This window comes from Mesorhizobium sp. ORM8.1 (assembly GCF_053005525.2).
This window is the reverse complement of sequence record NZ_JBRKPX020000002.1, coordinates 135397-154362: the sequence shown is the minus strand read 5'-3', so window position 1 is coordinate 154362 and position 18966 is coordinate 135397. Positions and strand designations below refer to the sequence as shown.

General features: G+C 60.1%; 10 protein-coding genes and 7 pseudogenes. 8 read left to right on the top strand and 9 right to left on the bottom strand.

Annotated features, from left to right (window positions below):
- Position 1: 1 nt before the first annotated feature.
- The 3 genes and pseudogenes from ACVDG8_RS37565 to ACVDG8_RS37555 form a co-directional block, all read right to left on the bottom strand.
- Entirely contained in the window at positions 2 to 1603 is a 1602-nt protein-coding gene (locus tag ACVDG8_RS37565) for an ABC transporter substrate-binding protein (protein WP_447250669.1), read from the bottom strand.
- A gap of 48 nt (positions 1604 to 1651) precedes the next feature.
- A pseudogene (locus ACVDG8_RS37560) lies at positions 1652 to 3258 on the bottom strand (ABC transporter substrate-binding protein).
- Between the two features lie 321 nt (positions 3259 to 3579).
- Positions 3580 to 4503 (bottom strand): enoyl-CoA hydratase/isomerase family protein, encoded by a 924-nt coding sequence (locus ACVDG8_RS37555; RefSeq protein ID WP_447250457.1) that lies wholly within the window; start codon positions 4501 to 4503, stop codon positions 3580 to 3582.
- A 56-nt stretch (positions 4504 to 4559) separates the two neighbouring features.
- Here ACVDG8_RS37555 and ACVDG8_RS37550 point away from each other — a divergent pair.
- The 4 genes and pseudogenes from ACVDG8_RS37550 to ACVDG8_RS37535 all read left to right on the top strand — a co-directional run bounded on the left by ACVDG8_RS37550 (position 4560) and on the right by ACVDG8_RS37535 (position 8842).
- Positions 4560 to 5290 (top strand): annotated as a pseudogene (locus tag ACVDG8_RS37550) (SDR family NAD(P)-dependent oxidoreductase).
- 83 nt (positions 5291 to 5373) lie between these two features.
- Positions 5374 to 6222: an amidohydrolase family protein gene (locus ACVDG8_RS37545; protein ID WP_447250455.1), complete on the top strand. Its 849-nt coding sequence runs from the start codon at positions 5374 to 5376 to the stop codon at positions 6220 to 6222.
- A 122-nt stretch (positions 6223 to 6344) separates the two neighbouring features.
- The gene (locus ACVDG8_RS37540; RefSeq protein ID WP_447250454.1) at positions 6345 to 7856 is read left to right on the top strand and encodes an acyl--CoA ligase; all 1512 of its coding nucleotides are present in this window, start codon (positions 6345 to 6347) and stop codon (positions 7854 to 7856) included.
- A complete protein-coding gene (locus tag ACVDG8_RS37535; RefSeq protein ID WP_447250453.1) occupies positions 7856 to 8842 on the top strand; it encodes a 2-dehydropantoate 2-reductase in 987 nt (328 codons plus the stop codon). Before ACVDG8_RS37540 ends, ACVDG8_RS37535 begins: the two co-directional genes overlap by 1 nt.
- 235 nt (positions 8843 to 9077) lie before the next feature.
- On the opposite strand, the pseudogene ACVDG8_RS37530 reads toward ACVDG8_RS37535, so the two are convergent.
- Positions 9078 to 9515: pseudogene (locus ACVDG8_RS37530) on the bottom strand (IS5 family transposase); the annotation flags it as partial.
- Positions 9516 to 9577: 62 nt separating this feature from the next.
- Here ACVDG8_RS37530 and ACVDG8_RS37525 point away from each other — a divergent pair.
- A pseudogene (locus ACVDG8_RS37525) lies at positions 9578 to 10605 on the top strand (IS110 family RNA-guided transposase).
- Positions 10606 to 10861: 256 nt separating this feature from the next.
- Here ACVDG8_RS37525 and ACVDG8_RS37520 read toward each other — a convergent pair.
- From ACVDG8_RS37520 to ACVDG8_RS37505, 4 genes and pseudogenes are all read right to left on the bottom strand, one after another.
- Positions 10862 to 11194, bottom strand: a pseudogene (locus ACVDG8_RS37520) (IS5 family transposase); the annotation flags it as partial.
- A 78-nt stretch (positions 11195 to 11272) separates the two neighbouring features.
- Positions 11273 to 11716, bottom strand: a pseudogene (locus ACVDG8_RS37515) (transposase); the annotation flags it as partial.
- Positions 11717 to 12621, bottom strand: a pseudogene (locus ACVDG8_RS37510) (IS481 family transposase); the annotation flags it as partial.
- A gap of 58 nt (positions 12622 to 12679) precedes the next feature.
- Positions 12680 to 13954 carry a M20 family metallopeptidase gene (locus ACVDG8_RS37505; protein WP_447250657.1) on the bottom strand — a complete coding sequence of 425 codons (1275 nt, stop codon included), beginning with the start codon at positions 13952 to 13954 and terminating at the stop codon, positions 12680 to 12682.
- Positions 13955 to 14251: 297 nt separating this feature from the next.
- Here ACVDG8_RS37505 and ACVDG8_RS37500 point away from each other — a divergent pair, with 297 nt between their 5' ends.
- Genes ACVDG8_RS37500 through ACVDG8_RS37490 form a run of 3 tightly spaced genes read left to right on the top strand, consistent with a single transcriptional unit; the run spans position 14252 to position 17770 of the window.
- Positions 14252 to 15202, top strand: coding sequence for an ABC transporter permease (locus ACVDG8_RS37500; RefSeq protein ID WP_447250656.1), 951 nt, complete (start codon positions 14252 to 14254; stop codon positions 15200 to 15202).
- A gap of 11 nt (positions 15203 to 15213) precedes the next feature.
- The gene (locus ACVDG8_RS37495) at positions 15214 to 16092 is read left to right on the top strand and encodes an ABC transporter permease (protein ID WP_447250655.1); all 879 of its coding nucleotides are present in this window, start codon (positions 15214 to 15216) and stop codon (positions 16090 to 16092) included.
- Complete coding sequence (locus tag ACVDG8_RS37490) at positions 16085 to 17770, top strand: ABC transporter ATP-binding protein (protein WP_455707928.1); 1686 nt, start codon at positions 16085 to 16087, stop codon at positions 17768 to 17770. Before ACVDG8_RS37495 ends, ACVDG8_RS37490 begins: the two co-directional genes overlap by 8 nt.
- A 180-nt stretch (positions 17771 to 17950) precedes the next feature.
- On the opposite strand, the gene ACVDG8_RS37485 is transcribed toward ACVDG8_RS37490, so the two are convergent.
- On the bottom strand, positions 17951 to 18772 hold the full coding sequence (locus ACVDG8_RS37485; protein WP_447250445.1) for an IS630 family transposase: 822 nt from the start codon (positions 18770 to 18772) through the stop codon (positions 17951 to 17953).
- Positions 18773 to 18966 lie beyond the last annotated feature (194 nt).

Sequence of the window (18966 nt, the reverse complement as noted above, 5' to 3'; positions counted from 1 at the left end):
TTTATACGGGCCGAACATTCCAAAAGATCGGAAAGCCGTTCAACACGTCGCGGATGCGGTCCCTGCGATAGCCGGTTGTTTTAAAATATTTGCCCAGCGTGTAGAATGGCACCTCTTCGAACGCCACGGCCTGCATCTCCTCGCAGATCGCCTTCTGGGCGGCCACGTCGGGAGCCTCGAACCATTTCTTTCTAAGCTCCACGATCTTCGGTATGTTTGCCCAGCCCGCATATGCGTTGGCGCCGCTGCTGCGCAACGCAACATGAACAGCGGGGTTCAGCCAGTCGCTGCCTGCCCACCCGACCACGAATGCACTCCAGCCGCCCCTGTCGACGGAATCGGTGTTTTTCCGGCGCGAGAACAGTGTTGCAAGATCCAGCGCAACATATTCGACGTTGATTCCGACACGGGTCATCGTGTCGGCCAGCGCGGCGGACAGTGAATTGTAAGTCGGGTTTTCCGAGGCGACGATAAATACGACCTTTTCGCCCTTGTACCCGGCATCGATGAGGTCCTTCTTGACCTGGTCGCGCGACTTCGGGGTACGGATCCTATCCATCCCGGCATCATTCGCCATCGGACCGTTGGGAGAGAAGAATCCCACGGGTGTTTGGTACAGGGACTTATCCGAGCCGACCACGGCCTGCATGAGCGAGTCCTGGTCGATTGCTCCCCAGAACGCCCGCCGAATGGCCGGGTTGTTGAAGGGCGGTTGCAAATGATTGACCTGCAACATTGTCATTTCGCCCAGATTGTCCAAAACCGTGGCTTCGACCCCTGGGGTCTGCTGCAGCAGCGGGCGCGCGTCCGGATTGACGATTTCGAGCCAGTCCTGCTCGCCGTTTTGAAGTGCGGCCGTCGATGTGGCGATGTCCGTCATCGTCGTCCATCGGACTTCGTCGAAGTGGGCAATCTTCGGGCCGGACACGAAATCCGGAACGCCGTCCCGGCGCGGCACGTATTTGTCGAATTTCTCATAGACGTTAAGAACGCCCGGAACCCGCTTTTCCACCGCATAGCGGAACGGCCCGCTTCCCACCGCTTCCGTCACCGCTTGATTGGGGTCGGTTTTGGCAAGGCGTTCCGGCATCATCACACATATCGGCGAATTTGGCTTGCCCAGCGCGTCGGCCAGAAGAGGAAACGGCTTCTTCAAGGAAAACACAATCGTGGCGGGTCCGTTGTCCGCCAAATCGCGCGTCGCCTCTATCAGGGCGGCGCCAAACTGGTCGCGCTGAGCCCAGCGCTTGATGCTGGCAACACAATCCCTGGCGGTAACAGGCTGTCCGTCATGCCAGGCGAGCCCGTCGCGAAGCGTGAGTGTCCACGTCAGCTCGTCCTCGCTCATCTTGTGGCTTGCCAGCATCTGGGGAACGGCTTCAAAACGCGAGTTCACGGCGAACAGCGTGTCATAGACCATGAACGCATGGTTCCGTGTCGAGAAGGCCGTCGATGTCACCGGATCGAGATATGCCAGGTCACTGACGGCTATGTATCGGAGCGTTGATTCTTGTTGGGCTTCGGACAGCGACGGACGCAGAAGCGATGCTGCGCTGGCGGAAGCAGCCAGCTTCAGGAACGTTCGCCGATGTGGATTTGCCATTTTCACGAAAAATTCCTACCCGAATTTGTTTGACACAAGGGCATCAATCTATGCCGGCTTTATGTTCCAGAATATCGGAAAGCCTTTCAGCACGTCCTTTACACGATCCTTCCGGTAGCCCGTTGCCTTGAGGTACTTTCCAAGAGGGTAAAAAGGAACTTGGTCAAAGGCGATTTTCTGCATTTCCTCGCAGATTGTTTTTTGTGCGGCCAAATCGGGCGCTACGAACCATTTTTTGCGAAGTTCCACGACTTTCGGAATGTCGGCCCATCCCGCATAGCCTTTCTTACCGACGCTTTGCAAAGTTACGTGTACGGCCGGATTCAACCAGTCACTTCCGGCCCACGACGTAACAAATGCGCTCCACCCGCCCTTCTCGACCGGGTCCATGCTCTTCCTGCGTGCAAACAAGGTCGCAAGATCCAATGCGACGAAGTCGACGTTCATTCCCACGCGCGGCATGATGTCGGCTATCGTGGTCGCGAGTGCTTTGTAGGCCGGATTGTCCGCGGCAACCAACAGCACGACCTTTTCGCCCTTATAGCCAGCATCGATGAGGTCTTGCTTAACCTGATCGTGAGACTTGGGCGCGCGCACCTGGTCTAGCCCGGCATCGTTCGCCATAGGGCTATTGGGTGAGAAGAAGCCGACAGGCGTCTGGTAGAGAGACTTGTCCGAGCCGACCACGGATTGCATAAGCGCATCCTGGTCGATCGCGCCCCAGAACGCCCGACGAATCGCCGGATTGTTGAACGGCGGCTGCAGATGATTGACCTGCATCATGGTCATTTCGCCGTCTGAATCGAGAACGGTCACTTCAACTTCGGGCGTCTGCGCGAACAAGGGCATAACGTCAGGCGCCACAATTTCGAGCCAGTCCTGCTCGCCACTTTGAAGCGCCGCCGTCGATGTGGCGACATCGGGTATCGTCGTCCACCGGACCTCGTCGAAATACACGTTCTTGGATCCGGATACGAAATCCGGCGTACCATCGGTGCGCGGCACGTATTTGTCGAACTTCTTGTAGACGTTCAGGACGCCGGGCACACGTTCCTCGGGAACGTAGCGGAACGGACCGCTGCCGATGGCTTCCGTCACCGCCTGATTGGGATCCGTGTTGGCCAAGCGCTCCGGCATCATGACGCAAAGCGGCGAGTTGGGTTTGCCAAGCGCGTTAGGAAGGAGCGGGAACGGGGTCTTCATCGCAAAGCGGATGACTTTGTCGCCGTCCGCGGCAAGTTCCTTGGTCGCGTTCATAAGCGCGGTTCCGAACCCGTCGCGCTGCGCCCAGCGCTTGATGCTGGCGACGCAGTCCTGGCGGTGACCGGCTGCCCGTCATGCCAGGTCAGTCCGTCGCGCAACGTCAATGTCCAGGTCAATCCGTCGGCGCTCACGTCGTGACTTGCCAGCATCTGGGGCAAGGGCTCGAAACGCGAGTTCACGTCAAAAAGCGTTTCATAGACCATGAAGGCATGGTTGCGCGTCGAATAGGCCGTCGACGTTACCGGATCGAGATAGGCCAGGTCTTCAACGGCAATATAGCGCAGGGTCGACGATTGCTGGGCGAAAGCAGGCAACCGACCAGCCAAACCAATCGCGGAGATCGATGCGGCCAGCTTCAAGAAATTCCGTCGATGCGTGTGCGTGGATTTCATCGATTGTTCCCTCTTGTTTTTTGTCGCCCGGACCTGTTCTCCGCAGATTTGACCGGGACGAGAACGCTAAATGCCTCCTTTGCCACTGTCGAATGTAATTCATTCTTGCAGCATGAGTTTTTTTGAATGGCTTCCAACATCGCCGTTTCCCCCGGTTCGCGATTAAAATGCCCGCCAGGAAGACCTTGGCCGAAGCCGTCGGAAAGCCGACCTTCGTCGCAGCGCAGGGGATCCGGACGGTGCGCCTCGGATCAACAAGGCGGCTTCATGTTCGCTGCGCCGGGTGAAATCGACGCGCGGATCGGTTGTCACGCCGCCCGGTCAGCTCTTGGGTTTGTTCAGGCTGGCCATGCCCGCCTTGTACTCGCTCGACCCCATTAGGGCGCAATCCCCGAGGAATGCGAGCGTCTGTCCGACGCGGGTGGAGGCGCCCTGGCCGGAGACGAGGATGTCCTTGAGGATCGAGACGGTCTGCCGATTGACCGTGTCGCCATAGGTCGCGGCATAGTCGAGCGCGGCCTGGAGCGCGGTCTCAGCCGGAACGAGGCGGTTGACCAGACCCCAGTCGAGGGCCTTGCGCGCATCGATCTGCTCGCCGAAGATCAGCATCTCGCGGGCCCGGGCCATGCCGATGGCGCGCGGCGCGCGCACGGTGCCGCCGCCGCTGGGCAGTACCCCCAGCCTGACTTCCGGAAAACCAAACCGCGCCGCCTCGCTGGCAATGCGCAGGTCGCAGCCAAGCGCAAGCTCCAGCCCGCCGCCAAGACAAAACCCCTCGATCGCCGCAATCGTCGCACAAGGCAACTCGTCAAGCGTCTCGCGGCAGGTCAGCATGATCCGCGCGTAGTCTTCCAGTTCGCGCTTCGTGTAGGTAGACCCCGCCTTGATATCCATGCCGGCGCTGAAGGCTTTCGTTCCCTTCCCGCTGACCACAAGTATGGATGCATCACTGCGCCGAACTTCAAGCAGGCAATCGAGGAATAACTTCGTGGTGGCCATGTCGAACGCGTTGCGCCGATGCTCGCGGTTGATCGTCATGCAGGCGATATGATCATCTATGGAAAGCAGTACATCCAAACCGGACCAATCCCTTTCCCGCAGTGAACACGCCTTGAAGAAGGCGCCGACGGCAATCGATACGCTGCAGTGGACATAGAGCGCAATCCGCAAGCCGGACGGCGTCGATGGGACGGGGTTTGGAACACAAACGCGCAATGGAATTAATCCCTGGCCAAGAATTGTCATGTGCAGCGGGCGCCAGAAATCGCTAGGCTGGAGCAAAGCGTCCTAAGGAGATAAGCATGTCAGTAAAAAAGGTGGCATTGGTCACAGGTGCCGGCGGCGGCATGGGGCTGCCCACTGTGCGCAAGCTCGCCGATGCAGGTTTCCAGATCGCGGCGGCCGACCTGAACACCGAGCACCTCACAAAAACGATAACCAGCGAAGGCCTCGATGCGAAAGCGTATCAAATCGATGCGTCCGAAGGAGCAGCCTGCCGAAACCTGGTTTCGCGAGTGAAGGCCGACCTGGGCCGGATCGACGTTTTCGTCAATCTGATCGGCTGGACCGCGAGTTCCCGCTTCGTCGAAGAATCGGAGGATTATTGGCGTCGACTCGTAAACTTGAATTTCATGCCCGTGGTGCATCTAAGCCATGCTATCGCCCCTATCATGATCGAGCAGGGTGGCGGGAAGATGCTGTTCGTCACCTCCGATGCCGGCAAGGTGGGCACCAGCGGCGAAGCCGTCTATGCGGGCCTGAAGGGGGGGTTATAGCCTTCGCAAAGAGCGTCGCGCGCGAATGGGCCAGGTACAAGATCAACGTGAATTGCACGGCGCCCGGACCCACTGATACCCCGCTCGAGGCCGACCAGGATCCCGAATTGGTGGCACGCCGGCTGAAGGTCATTCCCTTCAGAAGGATGGCAAAGCCCGAGGAACAGGCGGCTGCGATCGCTTTCCTCGTGTCCGAGGATGCATCCTACATCACCGGGCAGGTGCTCAGCGTCAGCGGCGGCCTGACAATGCAGTGATGTGAACGGCGGCCTCCCGCTGCCTTGATCGGCATGGGTGTTGACGAAGACAAAAGATACAAATTGCGAAGGAAATACGTCTGATGGGAAAACCTATCGATATTCTCGGCCATCTTTTCACTCCCGAGTCGATCGAGAAGCACTTTCTCGGCGATGAAGAGGAGCTGGCGGTCTTCGAAAGCCTCGGCCGCGCCAAGACCCTTAAAGGAATGACGGTCGAAGAATTTCGCAAGTATGTTAACGAAGTGGGCCTCGGCAAAACGAATATCGCTTCGTTTTACGGTTGGAGCTATCGTTTCCAACGGCCTTACTTGCACGTCACGCCTGAAGAAGTTTATGAAGTAACAAAGCAATTGCCCGGAATCGCCTACGGGCTATATGGCGTCAATCCTTTCGAAGCGCTGCGTGGCGTCAGGCATTTCGAAAAGTCGGTCAAGGAATACGGGTTCGTCGGCATCCATGTGCATCCGCATGGCTTCGACCTCGGACCGGAGCATGCCAATTATTTTCCGTATTATGCGAAATGCGTGGAACTGGGCGTGCCCGCCGTCTTTTCGATGGGGCATACGCTCGATTTCATGCCGATCGAAAACGGCCGCCCGGCGCGTCTCGACAGGATCGCGCTGTATTTCCCCGAACTGACGATCGTCTGCACCCACACGGGTTGGCCGTGGGTCGAGGAAGCCATCGCAATCGCCTCGAAACATCCAAACGTCTATCTCGGGACATCGGCTTATGCGCCGAAATATTGGAAGCCGGAGATGGTCAAGTTCCTTAATTCCTGGGGACAAGACAAGGTCCTGTGGGGTTCGGATTTCCCCCTCGTGAAGCATAAAGAGGCTTTTGACCAGCTGAAGGATCTGAACCTGAAGCCGCAGGTCATCGAAAAGCTCCTCTGGAAGAATGCCGAGAAGGTATTCAACTACAAGTAACGCCTGCCGGCAACAACTTTCGTTTGCGCAAGTAGCGCCCGTCTCAATTGACTATATCGTGTTACATCGCGTCCGGGTCTTCACAGATCCGGACGCGAATGATTGAAGACTATGGAAAGAGGATGCAAGCCTTGGTCAATATGTCAGTTCATGGCGAGGACCACGCACCGGCCATTGTAGCCCCCGACCGGGCGGCCCTCTCGCATGGCGGCTTACGCCGTCTTATCCACGATACCGTCGCGCGGCTCAACGAACTGGGCATTGGACGTGGCGACCGTGTTGCCATCGTCTTGCCGAACGGGCCGGAAATGGCGACGGGTTTCCTGTCGGTTGCATCGGCGGCGTCAAGCGCGCCGCTCAATCCCGCTTACCGGGCCGACGAACTCGACTTTTGTCTGAGCGACATAGGCGTCAAAGCCATTCTCGTCGGCCGGGACGAAGCGGGGCCGTCGATCGAGGCCGCCTCGCGCCTCGGCATCCCGGTTCTGAGACTGGTGGTGCCGGACGGTGCGTCGGCGGGCGTCTTCACCATCGAGGGCGACCCGGTCGGGCCGGCCGTCACGTCCGGTCTGGCGAGTGCCGGCGAGACCGCGCTTCTCCTGCATACGTCCGGAACGACCTCCCGCCCTAAGCTCGTCCCGCTCAGCCATGCCAATCTCGCGGCGTCGGCTGCACATATCGGCGCCACGCTCGGCCTGACCGCTGCCGACCGTTGCCTCAACATCATGCCTTTGTTCCACATCCACGGTCTGGTTGCCGCGGTGCTGTCGTCGCTGGCAGCCGGTGGCAGCGTCTTTTGCACGCCGGGGTTCAACGCGCTGCGCTTCTTCCAGTGGCTCTCCGAAGCCAAGCCGAGTTGGTACACGGCGGTGCCCACCATGCATCAAGCGATCCTGCCGCGAGCCGCGCGCAATCCCGACCAGCTCGCCGAGGCGAAATTGCGCTTCATCCGATCGTCGTCGGCCTCCTTGCCGGCGCAGGTCATGGGCGAACTTGAAGCCACCTTCGGCTGCCCGGTCATCGAGGCCTATGGCATGACCGAAGCGGCGCATCAGATGACATCCAATCGGCTGCCTCCGGACAAGCGCAAACCAAGCAGCGTCGGCGCTGCCGCCGGACCGGAAGTGGCCATCATGGCACCGGACGGAACGCTGCTCAAGATCGGCGAGATCGGCGAAGTGGTCATTCGCGGGCCGAATGTGACGGGCGGCTATGAGAAAAATGCCGCGGCGAATGCAAGCGCCTTCGCCCATGGCTGGTTCCATACCGGGGATCAAGGCATGTTCGACGAGGACAGCTACCTGCGCGTCACGGGCAGACTCAAGGAGATCATCAACCGGGGTGGGGAAAAAATATCGCCGCTCGAGGTTGACGGGGTGTTGATGGATCATCCGGCGGTAGCCCAGGTCGTCACCTTCGCCATCCCGCATGAGAAGCTCGGCGAAGAGGTGGCTGCGGCAATTGTGCTGCGAGAAGGCCAGAGCGCAAGCGAGCTTGATATTCGTCAGTTTGCGGCGACCCGTCTCGCCGACTTCAAGGTGCCGCGCAAGGTGGTGATCCTGGACGAGATTCCCAAAGGGGCGACGGGCAAGTTGCAGCGCATCGGCCTTGCCGCCAAGCTCGGGCTCGGCTGATGCGCATTACAATATTCGGCGCCGGCGCCATCGGTGGTTATCTCGCCGCCAAGCTGGCAATCGCGGGTCAGGTCGATCTGTCCATCGTTGCCCGGGGCGCGCATCTTGAGGCTATCAAAGCCGGCGGTTTGAGACTGGTCGAGGACGGCCAGGAAACGATCGCACGGGTACGGGCGGCGATGCGCGCCGAGGAACTCGGCCCGCAGGACTACGTGATCTTGGCGCTTAAAGCGCATTCGCTTGCGTGGGCTTTGGACGAGATCGCCCCGTTGCTGGGCGAGAGGACGGCTGTCGTCACCATGCAGAACGGGGTGCCGTGGTGGTATTTCTACAAGGCCGGCGGCGCGCTGGAAGGGACGCAGCTGCAGGCTGTCGATCACACAGGAAAGATCTGGCAGCGCATCGGGCCCGAGCGCGTCATCGGTTCAGTCGTTTATCCAGCGGTCGAGGTGGATGCGCCAGGTCTCATCCGCCATGTCGAGGGCACCCGGTTTTCGCTGGGCGAGCCTTCGGGCGAAAAGAGCGAGCGCATCGCTGCGCTGGCCCGCGAAATGGTGCGGGCCAGGCTCCAGGCACCGGTACGCGAGGACATACGCTCGGAAATCTGGGTGAAGCTCTGGGGAAATCTTTCCTTCAATCCGATCTCGGCGCTGACCGGCAGCACGCTGGCGGCAATCGTTGCCGACGACGGCACACAGTCCGTCGCCCGCGCCATGATGCTGGAAGCGCAGCGTATCGGCGAACAGCTTGGCGTGCGGTTTCTGCTTCCGGTCGACCAGCGCATCAAGGGCGCAGGCGACGTCGGCGACCACAAGACCTCAATGTTGCAGGACCTGGAGCGCGGCCGCCCGATGGAGATCGACGCGCTGGTGGGCGCCGTCCAGGAACTCGGCCGCCTCTCGGGTCAGCCGACGCCGACCATCGACGCGGTGTTGGCGCTGGTGCGACGGCTGGCGATCGAGCGCGGCTGCTACAGTGCCGGCTGAGATCAGAACGATGCGCGCCGCGTCGGGCTTTGATCGCCGACGGACGTGTCAACTGCGGTGAGCAGGAGAATTCTGTTTTCTTTTGGCGAGTCGGTCCACGAACAGTAACGCGATGCGCCATATGGCGGCCGACGCACCACATCAACCTGCCAAACCCTCCATCTTGGGTGGGCTTCCGCCGGCAGAACAGTTCCATCCAAGCATGAAAAGGCTCTAGGCTGTAGTGACAATTTAATCATTTGAGCCAAAGCATGATGGCTGCGAGTTTGACGAAGCCGAGGAAGTTGGCGGCGATTTTGTCGTAGCGCGTTGCGATGCGCCGCCACAGTTTGAGCTTGGCGAAGAACGCCTCGATGCCCCAGCGATTTTTGTAGGCGATCTTGTCGTAGCTGTGCTGGTATTTGCGATGCCGCCGCGGCGGGATGACCGGTTCGCGGCCTTGGTCAAGGACCACATCATGCAGCCGATCGGCATCATAGGCGCGATCGGCGATCACCTGGCGGGCCGCAAGCCCCTCGACCAGACCACAGGCAGGTGCCATGTCGTTTTGCTGACCGGGGCAGATCTCGAAGCGGACCGGCAGGCCGAGTGCATCTACGACGGCATGGAGTTTGGTGCCGAACCCGCCACGCGAGCGGCCGAGAGCCTGGGCTTCAGATCCCCCTTTATGGATGGCCCGCCCCTCCCGCCGACATCTGTGTAGGATGTCGGTGTTCAGAAAGGAAGGAACGGACCATGAGCATAGTGATCCTCGGCATCGACCTGGGCAAGAACAGCTGTAGCATCGTCGGCCTCGACGCGGATGGGTCGGTGGTCGTGCGACGGCGGATGCGCCGAGATGGCGTGATTGCGTTTGCCGCAAAGCTACCGCTCTGCACGATGGCGATGGAAGCCTGCTGCGGCGCCCATCACATGGGCCGGTCGCTGGCGGCGCTGGGACACAAGGTTCGGCTGATGTCGCCGGAGTATGTGCGGCCTTACGTCAAGGCGCAGAAGAATGACGACCGTGACGCCGAGGCGATCGCCGAAGCTGCGACCCAGCCAACCATGATTTTCGTCGAACTCAAGAGCGAGGAGCAACTCGACGTTCAGACGCTACATCGAGTGCGCGACCGCCTGGTTGGCGAGCGCACCTCGCTGACCAACCAGATCAGGAGCTTGCTTTTGGAGCGCGGGCACATGTGGCGCAGGGCCACGCCCGACTGCGCCTCCTACTCGGTGAACTGCTGGATTCCGGCGTGGACGCGTTGAGCCCGCGCATGGCGTTCCTGCTGGAAGACATGCGCACACGCTGGGAGGAGTTGGACCGCCGCATCGCCGCCTTTGACGCTGAATTCGCAGCCATGGCCCGAACCGACGACCGGGCCCGACGGCTGACAGGCATTCCCGGCATCGGAACGCTGAACGCCACCGCGCTCGTGGCCGCGGTCGGCAGCGCAGCGACGTTTGCCAAGGGGCGCGACCTGGCAGCATGGTTGGGTCTCGTGCCCCGCCAGGTCACTACCGGCGGCAGGCCGAAGCTGCTGGGAATCACGAAGCGCGGAAGCAGGTATCTGCGCAAGATGCTGATCCAGGGCGCGCGATCCGCCATGCCCTCGCTGGCCAGGAGCGACACGGCGATCGGATCGTGGCTGCGTGCGCTTCTCGCCCGCGCCCATCCCAATGTCGCGGTCGTCGCACTGGCTGCGAAGATGGCGCGAACCGTCTGGGCGTTGCTGCACCACGGGCGGAGCTACGAGGCCACGCGAGGGACGGCGGCCTGAGGCACATAGAACACGCGTCCGGCAAAAACCCCGCCGGGCGCGACGAACTGCGAGTGGTGAGAGGAAGATGGCCTGACAGTCGATCGGTGTCCCGAAAGCCTCCGGCGCAAAATGGCCCTCGAGGCCGGCCCCTTTATGAGGATCGGGACGCGCGGATGTCCATCTTGGCAGCGGCTTTCACGCCGACATGCCGGATACGTTTGTGCAGACTGCTCACGTCGTCACCCAATCGTCGCTTGCAACCGGGGCGGGCCATACGTTTGCGCCGGGCCCCTGCAGCCTGGGCCTGAGCGCGGATAACGGTTGCGTCGATCATCAGCCATTCCAGATCTGGATCGCTGCTGATCGCTTCGAACATGCGGTCGAACACACCTGCTTCGATCCAGCGGTAGTAACGTCGCTTTGCCCTCTGATGCGGACCAAACCGCTCCGGCAGGTCGCGCCAGCGTGCGCCAGAGCGAGCGATCCATAAAAGCGCATCGAAGAAGCGACGGCCATTGCTACGAGGCCCGCGCTTGCCCTTACGTCCACCGGGCACAAATGGCTCGATCTGCTCCCTCTGATCGTCGCGTAGAACTTCACCTTCCAAAGCCGACCTCCAAAAGTCAGCCTTGAATCTGATTTGACGCTCGATGGGAATCCCAAGCCGTTAAATTGTCACTACAGCCTAGTGTCCTGATTCCGAAGTTTGAGCCATTTCGGTTTGGTGTTGTGCGACTTGAAGCGTAGCCAGACAGAAGCGCTTGATGGTGTTGAGGATATCGTCGGCCGACTTGGTCCATCTGAAGGGTTTTGGATCGGCATTGACGGCTTCGATGTAGGTTTTGATTGCCGTCTCCAACTCCTGTGTCGACCCATGGACGCCGCGCCTGATCTGCTTGTCGGTCAGGTTGGCGAAGAAGCGTTCGACCTAGTTGAGCCATGAGGCCGCTGTCGGTGTGAAGTGAATATGCCAGCGGGGACGCTTGAGGAAGAAGGCGCGCACGGTGCTGGTCTTGTGGGTGGTGTAGTTGTCCATGGCGATGTGGATATCGAGGTCAGCCGGGACATTGGCCTCGATCTCGCGCAGGAATTTCAGGAACTCCTGCGCGCGGTGGCGCTTAAAGCAGCGGCTGTTCAGTCCCGAGGTCAAGTGGACCGGATCGATGCGGAAGCGATCTGGCTGTTTGGCCCATGCCGTGCAGATGGCTTCGTGAAGGCGGCAAGGTGATTTTCAAGTTGTCGGGTCTCATAGTGATATCGCCGGACGGTTGCCTCTTTCAGCGTCCGGTTCATCCGTTCGACCTGGCCGTTGGTCCATGGGTGGTTGGGCTTGGTGAGACGGTGATCGATGCCATGCTTCCAGCAGGTCCGGTCGAAGGGGTGGCCGCGCCAGCGCGTGGTCGGGCCATCCCGGTTCTTGGACAGGTCGGCGAACTGGATGCCGTTGTCGGTGAGCACGGTGTGGATTTTGCAGGGGACGGCTTCGACCAATTCGTCGAGGAAAGCTCTGGCGGTGACTGTGGTCGCCTTCTGCATCAACCGGGCGAAAGCGAACTTCGAGGTCCGATCCACTGCCACGAATAGGTAGAGCTTGCCCTCCTCGGTTCGGACCTCGGCGATGTCGATGTGGAAATAGCCGATTGGGTAGCGCTTGAAGGGCTGTTTGGCTGGCTTGTCGCCGGCGACCTCGGGCAGGCGGCTGATCCCGTGACGCTGAAGGCAACGATGCAAGGACGACCGCGTCAGGTGCGGGACCGTCGCTTGCAGCGCATAGAGACAGTCATCCAGAGGCAGCAGTGTATGCTTGCGGAAGGCGATGATCATCGCCTCCTCCTCGGCCGTCAGAACGGTGGAGCGTACGGTCTTCGGACCCATCGGCGCATCGTGGACGAAGGTCCGCTTGCGCCACTTGGCGACAGTTTTCCGATTTAGACCGTGCTGCGTGGCGGGTTCTTTGAGCGGAGCTTTCGATCGCTGTATCGCTGCTCGGATGGTGTGCGTGGTCGTGGCACTGCCGTGGAGTATCTGTCCCATAGCTGATCCCTGAATGAGGGGGCAGCTTGACTGATCCCCACACTCTGGGACCAGACACCTAGGCCGCCTGGTCCGGAGCTGCGAGCCGCGACAGCGCCAATGCGATCGTGCGCGTGGCATCGATCAGCGCTTCCTCCGAAACGTGCTCATCCACGATATGGGCGTCGACAATGCGGCCGGGTCCAAAAAGCACCGTGGGTATGCCTGCCAGCGCGAATGTACCGGCGTCGCTTCCGTAAGTGGCGCCGTGAGGCTCGGCCGATTGGCCCACCGAGGCGTTTGCGAGGATGAAGGCCTGGACCAGATCGTCGCCGACCGGGGTCGACCATGAGGCGAGCCCTTCGTCCAGCCAACGGACCTTTGCAGGTTTATCCTTCAGCGAGGCCTCGTTGGCGCAGATTTCGGCAAGCGCCTCCTCAAATCCCGTCTTGACGCTTTGGATGGTCTGAGACGGGTGGACGCCTATCCTGCCGAACATGCGCGCAGTCTCGGGCAGGGTGGCCAGCCATTCTCCCGCCTCGAAACGTCCGATCGCGAACGGATCGTGCCTGGGCCATCGGATGCCTTTCGGCAGCGTCACCGGATTTCGCTTCGAGACGGCCCAGCCCTTCAATTCATGGTATAGCCGCCAAAGATTTTCCATGGCGCTTTGACCTGTCCAAGAAACCGATGTGTGGGCCGCGCGACCAAACGCCTGGATTTCGAAATGCATCGAACCGCCACATGTCGACACCACATTGTTCTCGGTCGGTTCAAGAACGATGGCCGCCGCCGGCCGTGGCTGCGAGGCGAGAGCGTATCTCGTCCCGATTCCGGTCGATTCCTCACCGACCACACATTGGACCTGAATATCGCGGCTGAGCGGGATACCGGCGGTTTGAAGCGCTTTGGCGGCAAATATGCCGCAGAGCAACCCGCCCTTCATGTCGGCACTGCCTCTCCCCCAGATGACACCGTTCTCGCGATCCCCGCTGAACGGCGGATGCGTCCAGAGGTGCGCATCCCCAGGCGGGACGACATCCACATGCCCGTTCAGGACGATCGGCGGTGAAATGCTGCCGGCGGCCCGGAACCATCCATAGACATTTGGCCGGTTGCCAAGATCGGTTTCGCTGCTGCAGGAGGTGTTTTGCCGCATGAAAGCATCGGTGACCCTGTCCAACTGGCAGTCCGCGCCCAAGCCTTTAAGCACATCGGCAAAAAACATCGCGGCCGGTCCCTCGGTACCGGTGACGCTTGGGATTCTGACCGCTTCCGACACGGCGCCAAGTAGCGCATCGCGAGACTGTTCGACCGCATCCAATATGCGTTTGTCCCGGTGGCCATGATCCATTTCCATCTCCCGCACGCGTCTGATCCCCACGAAACGGCCGCCTTTTCTTGCGGCGCTTCATGGTGCCCTCATCCGCCAATCCGGACCACAAACTTTTTTTCGGCCATATTAAAAATGATTCACTTGCCTTCCCAAACGCCGCTCCCCAAAGTCGCCGGTGTCAGGCTGATTGGACCAAGGTGCAAATGTCGGCCCCAATGTTGTGCTCAGGATTCGAAGCCAGAGGATTTGACGGATTGATAGGTTCATTGTTTCTGACGTCGCGGGTCGCATGCGATGGGTAAATTGGTGCTCCGGATGCTGGCGGTCCGCATCGGGCTCGCCTTTATTTCACTGCTAGTCGTTTCCGTCCTGATCTTTGCCATGACAAACGCCCTGCCGGGCGATTTCGCCGCCGCCATCCTGGGCCGCGACGCGACACCGGAAAGCTTGGCCGCCATGCGGGAATCGCTGGGGCTGAACCAGCCCGGTTACATACGCTATTTCACATGGCTGTGGGGCGTTGTGCGCGGCGACTTCGGATTTTCGCTGATGTCGCAAACCGGCGATGTGCGGACGGTGGCAGGCATCGTCGGTCCCCGTCTTTACAATACCGTCATCCTGGCAGGCATCACCGCCATAATCGCGGTGCCTATCGCCGTCGCCATAGGCATATTGTCGGCGATGTATAGAAACTCGGCCGGCGAAAAGCTCATTGGCGTCATCACCATGACGACGATCGCCTGTCCAGAGTTCTTCATCGCCTATCTCATGGTTTTGCTTTTCGCGGTGAAGCTGAGGTGGTTCCCCGCCTTGTCATCGCTTCACGGCAGCTCGGACGCGGTGACCTATGCCCGCTCATTAACGCTGCCGATCGCGACGCTGGCCATCGCGACCATCGGCCATATCGCGCGCATGACCAGGGCGTCGCTGGTCAACCTTCTTTCCCAGCCCTATATCGAGATGGCCCATTGCAAGGGCATCGTTCCGCTCAAGATCATCACCCGGCATGCGCTTCCAAATGCGTGGGCTCCGATATCCAGCATCATAGCGTTCGACGTGGCCTATCTTGTCGTCGGCGTCGTGATCGTCGAGGTGATTTTCGTGTATCCTGGCATCGGGCAGACGATGGTCGATGCGGTGCGCAACCGTGACTATCCCGTGGTGCAAGCCTGCACGCTTATCTTCGCTGCTACCTATATCGTAGTCAACATGCTGGCGGATGTGGTGACGATCGCCACCAATCCTCGTCTGCTCTACCCGAAATGACAGGGGGTCATATGCAGACAACCGAAACCATGGGCTCGTTCAGGCCGGGCCTGCTGTACCGAAGCTGGCGGCGAATAGCGACAGCGCCGATTTCGGCGTTATTCGGATTGGTAGTCGTTACTCTGCTCCTGCTGACGGCGATCTTTGCCAATTTCGTCGCGCCGTATGGCGAAGGGCAGGTCGTCTCCGATGCGGCTTTCGATCCATGGGGCGCCAAATACTTGCTCGGAACGGACCAGCTCGGCCGCGACATGCTTTCGCGCCTGATCTACGGGACACGAAACTCGGTCGTCATCGCGCTGGTCACCACGGTGATGGCGCTCGGTCTCGGCGCGACGCTCGGCATGCTAGCGGCGGTCGTGAAGGGATGGTTCGACCAAGTCCTGTCCCGTGCAGTCGATGTCCTGATCTCCATACCGCAGCTGATCTTCGCGCTGGTGCTGCTTTCGATTTCGGGTCCGTCCACGCTTAACATGATTTTGATCATCGCGGCGTTGGATTCTACCCGGTTCTTCCGGCTCGGTCGCGCAGTTACGATGAACGTTGTTGAGTTGGAATTCTTCGAAGCAGCCCAATTGCGCGGCGAGCCGCTTTGGCGGTTGTTGTTCCAAGAGGTGCTTCCCAATATATCGGCGCCGCTGGTGGCAGAATTCGGTGTCCGGTTCTGCTTTGTTCTTCTGACGATTTCCGGATTGTCGTTTCTTGGGCTGGGCGTTCAGCCTCCTTTGGCTGATTGGGGTTCGATGGTGCGAGAGAATGCTATCCTTATCGGCTACGGCGACGTCACGCCCTTGGTGCCCGCCGGGGCGATCGCACTCTTGGTGGTATCGGTCAACTTCGTCGTAGATTGGCAACTGCAACTGGCCAGTGGATTGCGCGACGATGTCTAGAATGAAAGAAAGGGCGATCCTAGAAGTCCAGGATCTCAAGGTCGAAGCCGTTTCCGACCGTAACATCCATCCGATTCTACATGGGATTTCCTTCAATGTGAAACGAGGCGAGGTGATAGGGTTGATCGGCGAGTCCGGCGCGGGCAAGTCGACGATCGGACTCGCCCTGCTCGGCATCTCGCGTCCGGGGTGCCGTTTTTGCGGCGGATCGGTCGTTTTCGACGGAGTTAATCTGCTTGGACTTTCGGAGGCGCAGCGGCGTAAAATTCGCGGCAGCCGCATCGCCTATGTCGCGCAAAGCGCGGCCGCATCGTTTAACCCCGCGCTCAAGCTGATTGATCAAACCGTCGAGCGAGCAACCCAGACGGGCGAATACACCAGGGCGTACTTCGAAAAGCGGGCGGTCGAAATTTTTCGCAAGCTGGACCTGCCTAACCCGGAAACAATCGGCCAGCGCTACCCGCACCAGGTTTCGGGCGGCCAACTCCAGAGAATCATGACGGCCATGGCCCTCATGACCGACCCCGATGTCGTCATCTTCGACGAGCCGACGACGGCCTTGGACGTGACGACCCAAGTCCAGGTTTTAGCGGCGATCCGTTCGACCGTTGCCGATCTTGGCACATCGGCAATCTATATCAGCCACGATCTGGCAATCGTCGCCCAGATGGCGGACCGCATCATCGTGCTCAAGGATGGCAAGATCGAGGAGGAGGCGCCGACCAGGCAAATGCTGTCATCTCCCGTGGCAGAGTACACCCGGTCGCTCTGGGCAGTCCGTAAACTCGATCACACGCCGGCGGCGGCGTCGGAGCCATTGCTTTCGATCGACAACCTTTCGGCCGCCTACGGCCACATCAAGGTTCTCGATGGCGTGTCCATGCGGGTCGATCGTAGTCATACGCTTACACTGGTGGGAGAGTCCGGATCCGGCAAATCGACCCTTGGCCGCGTGATAGCCGGCTTTCTGCCGCCTCTTTCTGGCGAGATCAGGTTGGGAAAAAATGTGCTACCCGGCTCGCTGAAGCAGAGGGACGTCGATCTTCGCCGCGCGGTGCAGCTGATTTACCAATCCGCAGATACCGCGCTCAATCCCAAGCATTCCGTCGAGTGGCTCATCGGCCGGCCGCTCACTGCGTTCCTCAATCTAAAAGGTGAGGCCAAACGCAAGCGCCTTTTCGAACTGATGTCCATGATGGAACTGTCGCTGGGATTGTTGCATCGCCGTCCCGGCGAGCTCTCCGGTGGGCAAAAGCAGCGGGTGGCCATCGCGCGGGCATTGGCGGCCAATCCGCAACTGATCATTTGCGACGAGATAACTTCCGCCCTCGATCAAATCGTGCAGGAGAACATCCTGAAGACACTCATGCGCGTCCAAAAGGAGTCCGGGGTCTCGTATCTTTTCATCACGCATGACATCGCCACGGTCCGTGCGATCGCCGACGAGGTCGTCGTTCTGCAGGCCGGGAAAATTGTCGAGCAAGGGCGCAAGGATGAAATCTTCACGCCGCCGCATGCTCCTTACACCGAGCAATTGCTTGCTTCCGTACCGCAGATGGATCCCGACTGGCTGACGGGGTATCTGGCAACACATGGCAGCCGCCAGAGCCAGCCCAATGCCCCCCCGCCGTGTTCCAGGAATGGAGCGACGTCTCGCAAACCTGATTGGCCCCCTTGATTTTTCATCGACCTGGCGGGTGCAGCAGCGATACGTCGCGGCCGCTCAGTCGGGCGGCTGTCGAAGCAATGCAAATGATCCTACAATTCTGATCGAAGCCGGGACAGCGGCATGCACCCCCGCTGGGCGGTTGCGTGTGCTATCGCGATAACGGTCGCGCGCGTTCTAAGCGTGTCGCGATTAATTGGCCTCATATCCGGCAGCTTTGAAGAAGTTTCTGCATTCGGCCGGCTCGAACAGGTGGCAGATATCGCCGAGAGCTTGGCAGAGTGCGTCGAAGGTTCTGGCCGCCTTCTTTCGCAGCCGTGCCTTGAGTTTTGAATAGGCCATCTCGATCGGGTTGAGATCGGGCGAGTATGGCGGCAAGAACAGGAGCCAGGCGCCCCTTTGGCGAACCAGTTGTGCGGCGCGCTCGTTCTTGTGGAAGCCGACATTGTCGAGAATGACGATATCGCCGGGCGACAGTTCGGGAGCGAGCTGCGTTTCGACGTAGTGTTCGAAGATGGCGGCATTCATCGGCGCGTTGACGATCCATGGCGCGACAAGACCGTGGCATCGCAGCCCGGCGATAAAGGTCTGCGTCTGCCATTTGCCGAATGGTGCATGCGTCCTGAAGCGCTCGCCCTTCGGCGCCCAGCCTGTGCGTTTGGTCAGCTTGGTGTTGGTCGACGTCTCATCGATGAAGATCAACCGCGCCAAAGCCTTGTTGAAGAAGCGCTTTCGCCGCCCCATCCATAGTTCACGCGCCTGGCGCACGTCGGCCCGCTGTTGCTCGCTGGCCTGTAGAGTTTTTTTATGACTGAGCCCCAGGCGCTGGAGCAGGCGCCCGACATTGGAGCGGTGCACGTTCACCCCACGCTCCTCCAACTCGACGCAAAGCTCATCCAGCGTCACGAAGCGAGGCGAAACACGGAAATGGCGCGCAGCCTCGCGGTGGCCATGTCCCTCATCGACATACGCAGCAACACGCCGACGCAACTCAAGCGGTAGCGGCTTGCCCATCGCGGTCTCCTTTCAACCGCAATGAATCATGAACTCAAATCAAGGGGAATCCTGAATCCCTTAAATCGCGACGTGCTTTTAGCGCAGGCTGCAAAGGGCAACTCTGATAGGCTGGCTCGCTTGCCAGCGAGGCAAGCGAGCCAAAGGCCGTCGCCCGCGGGGCATCGCCGACCCGCGTGCTCGTCGTTCTTGCG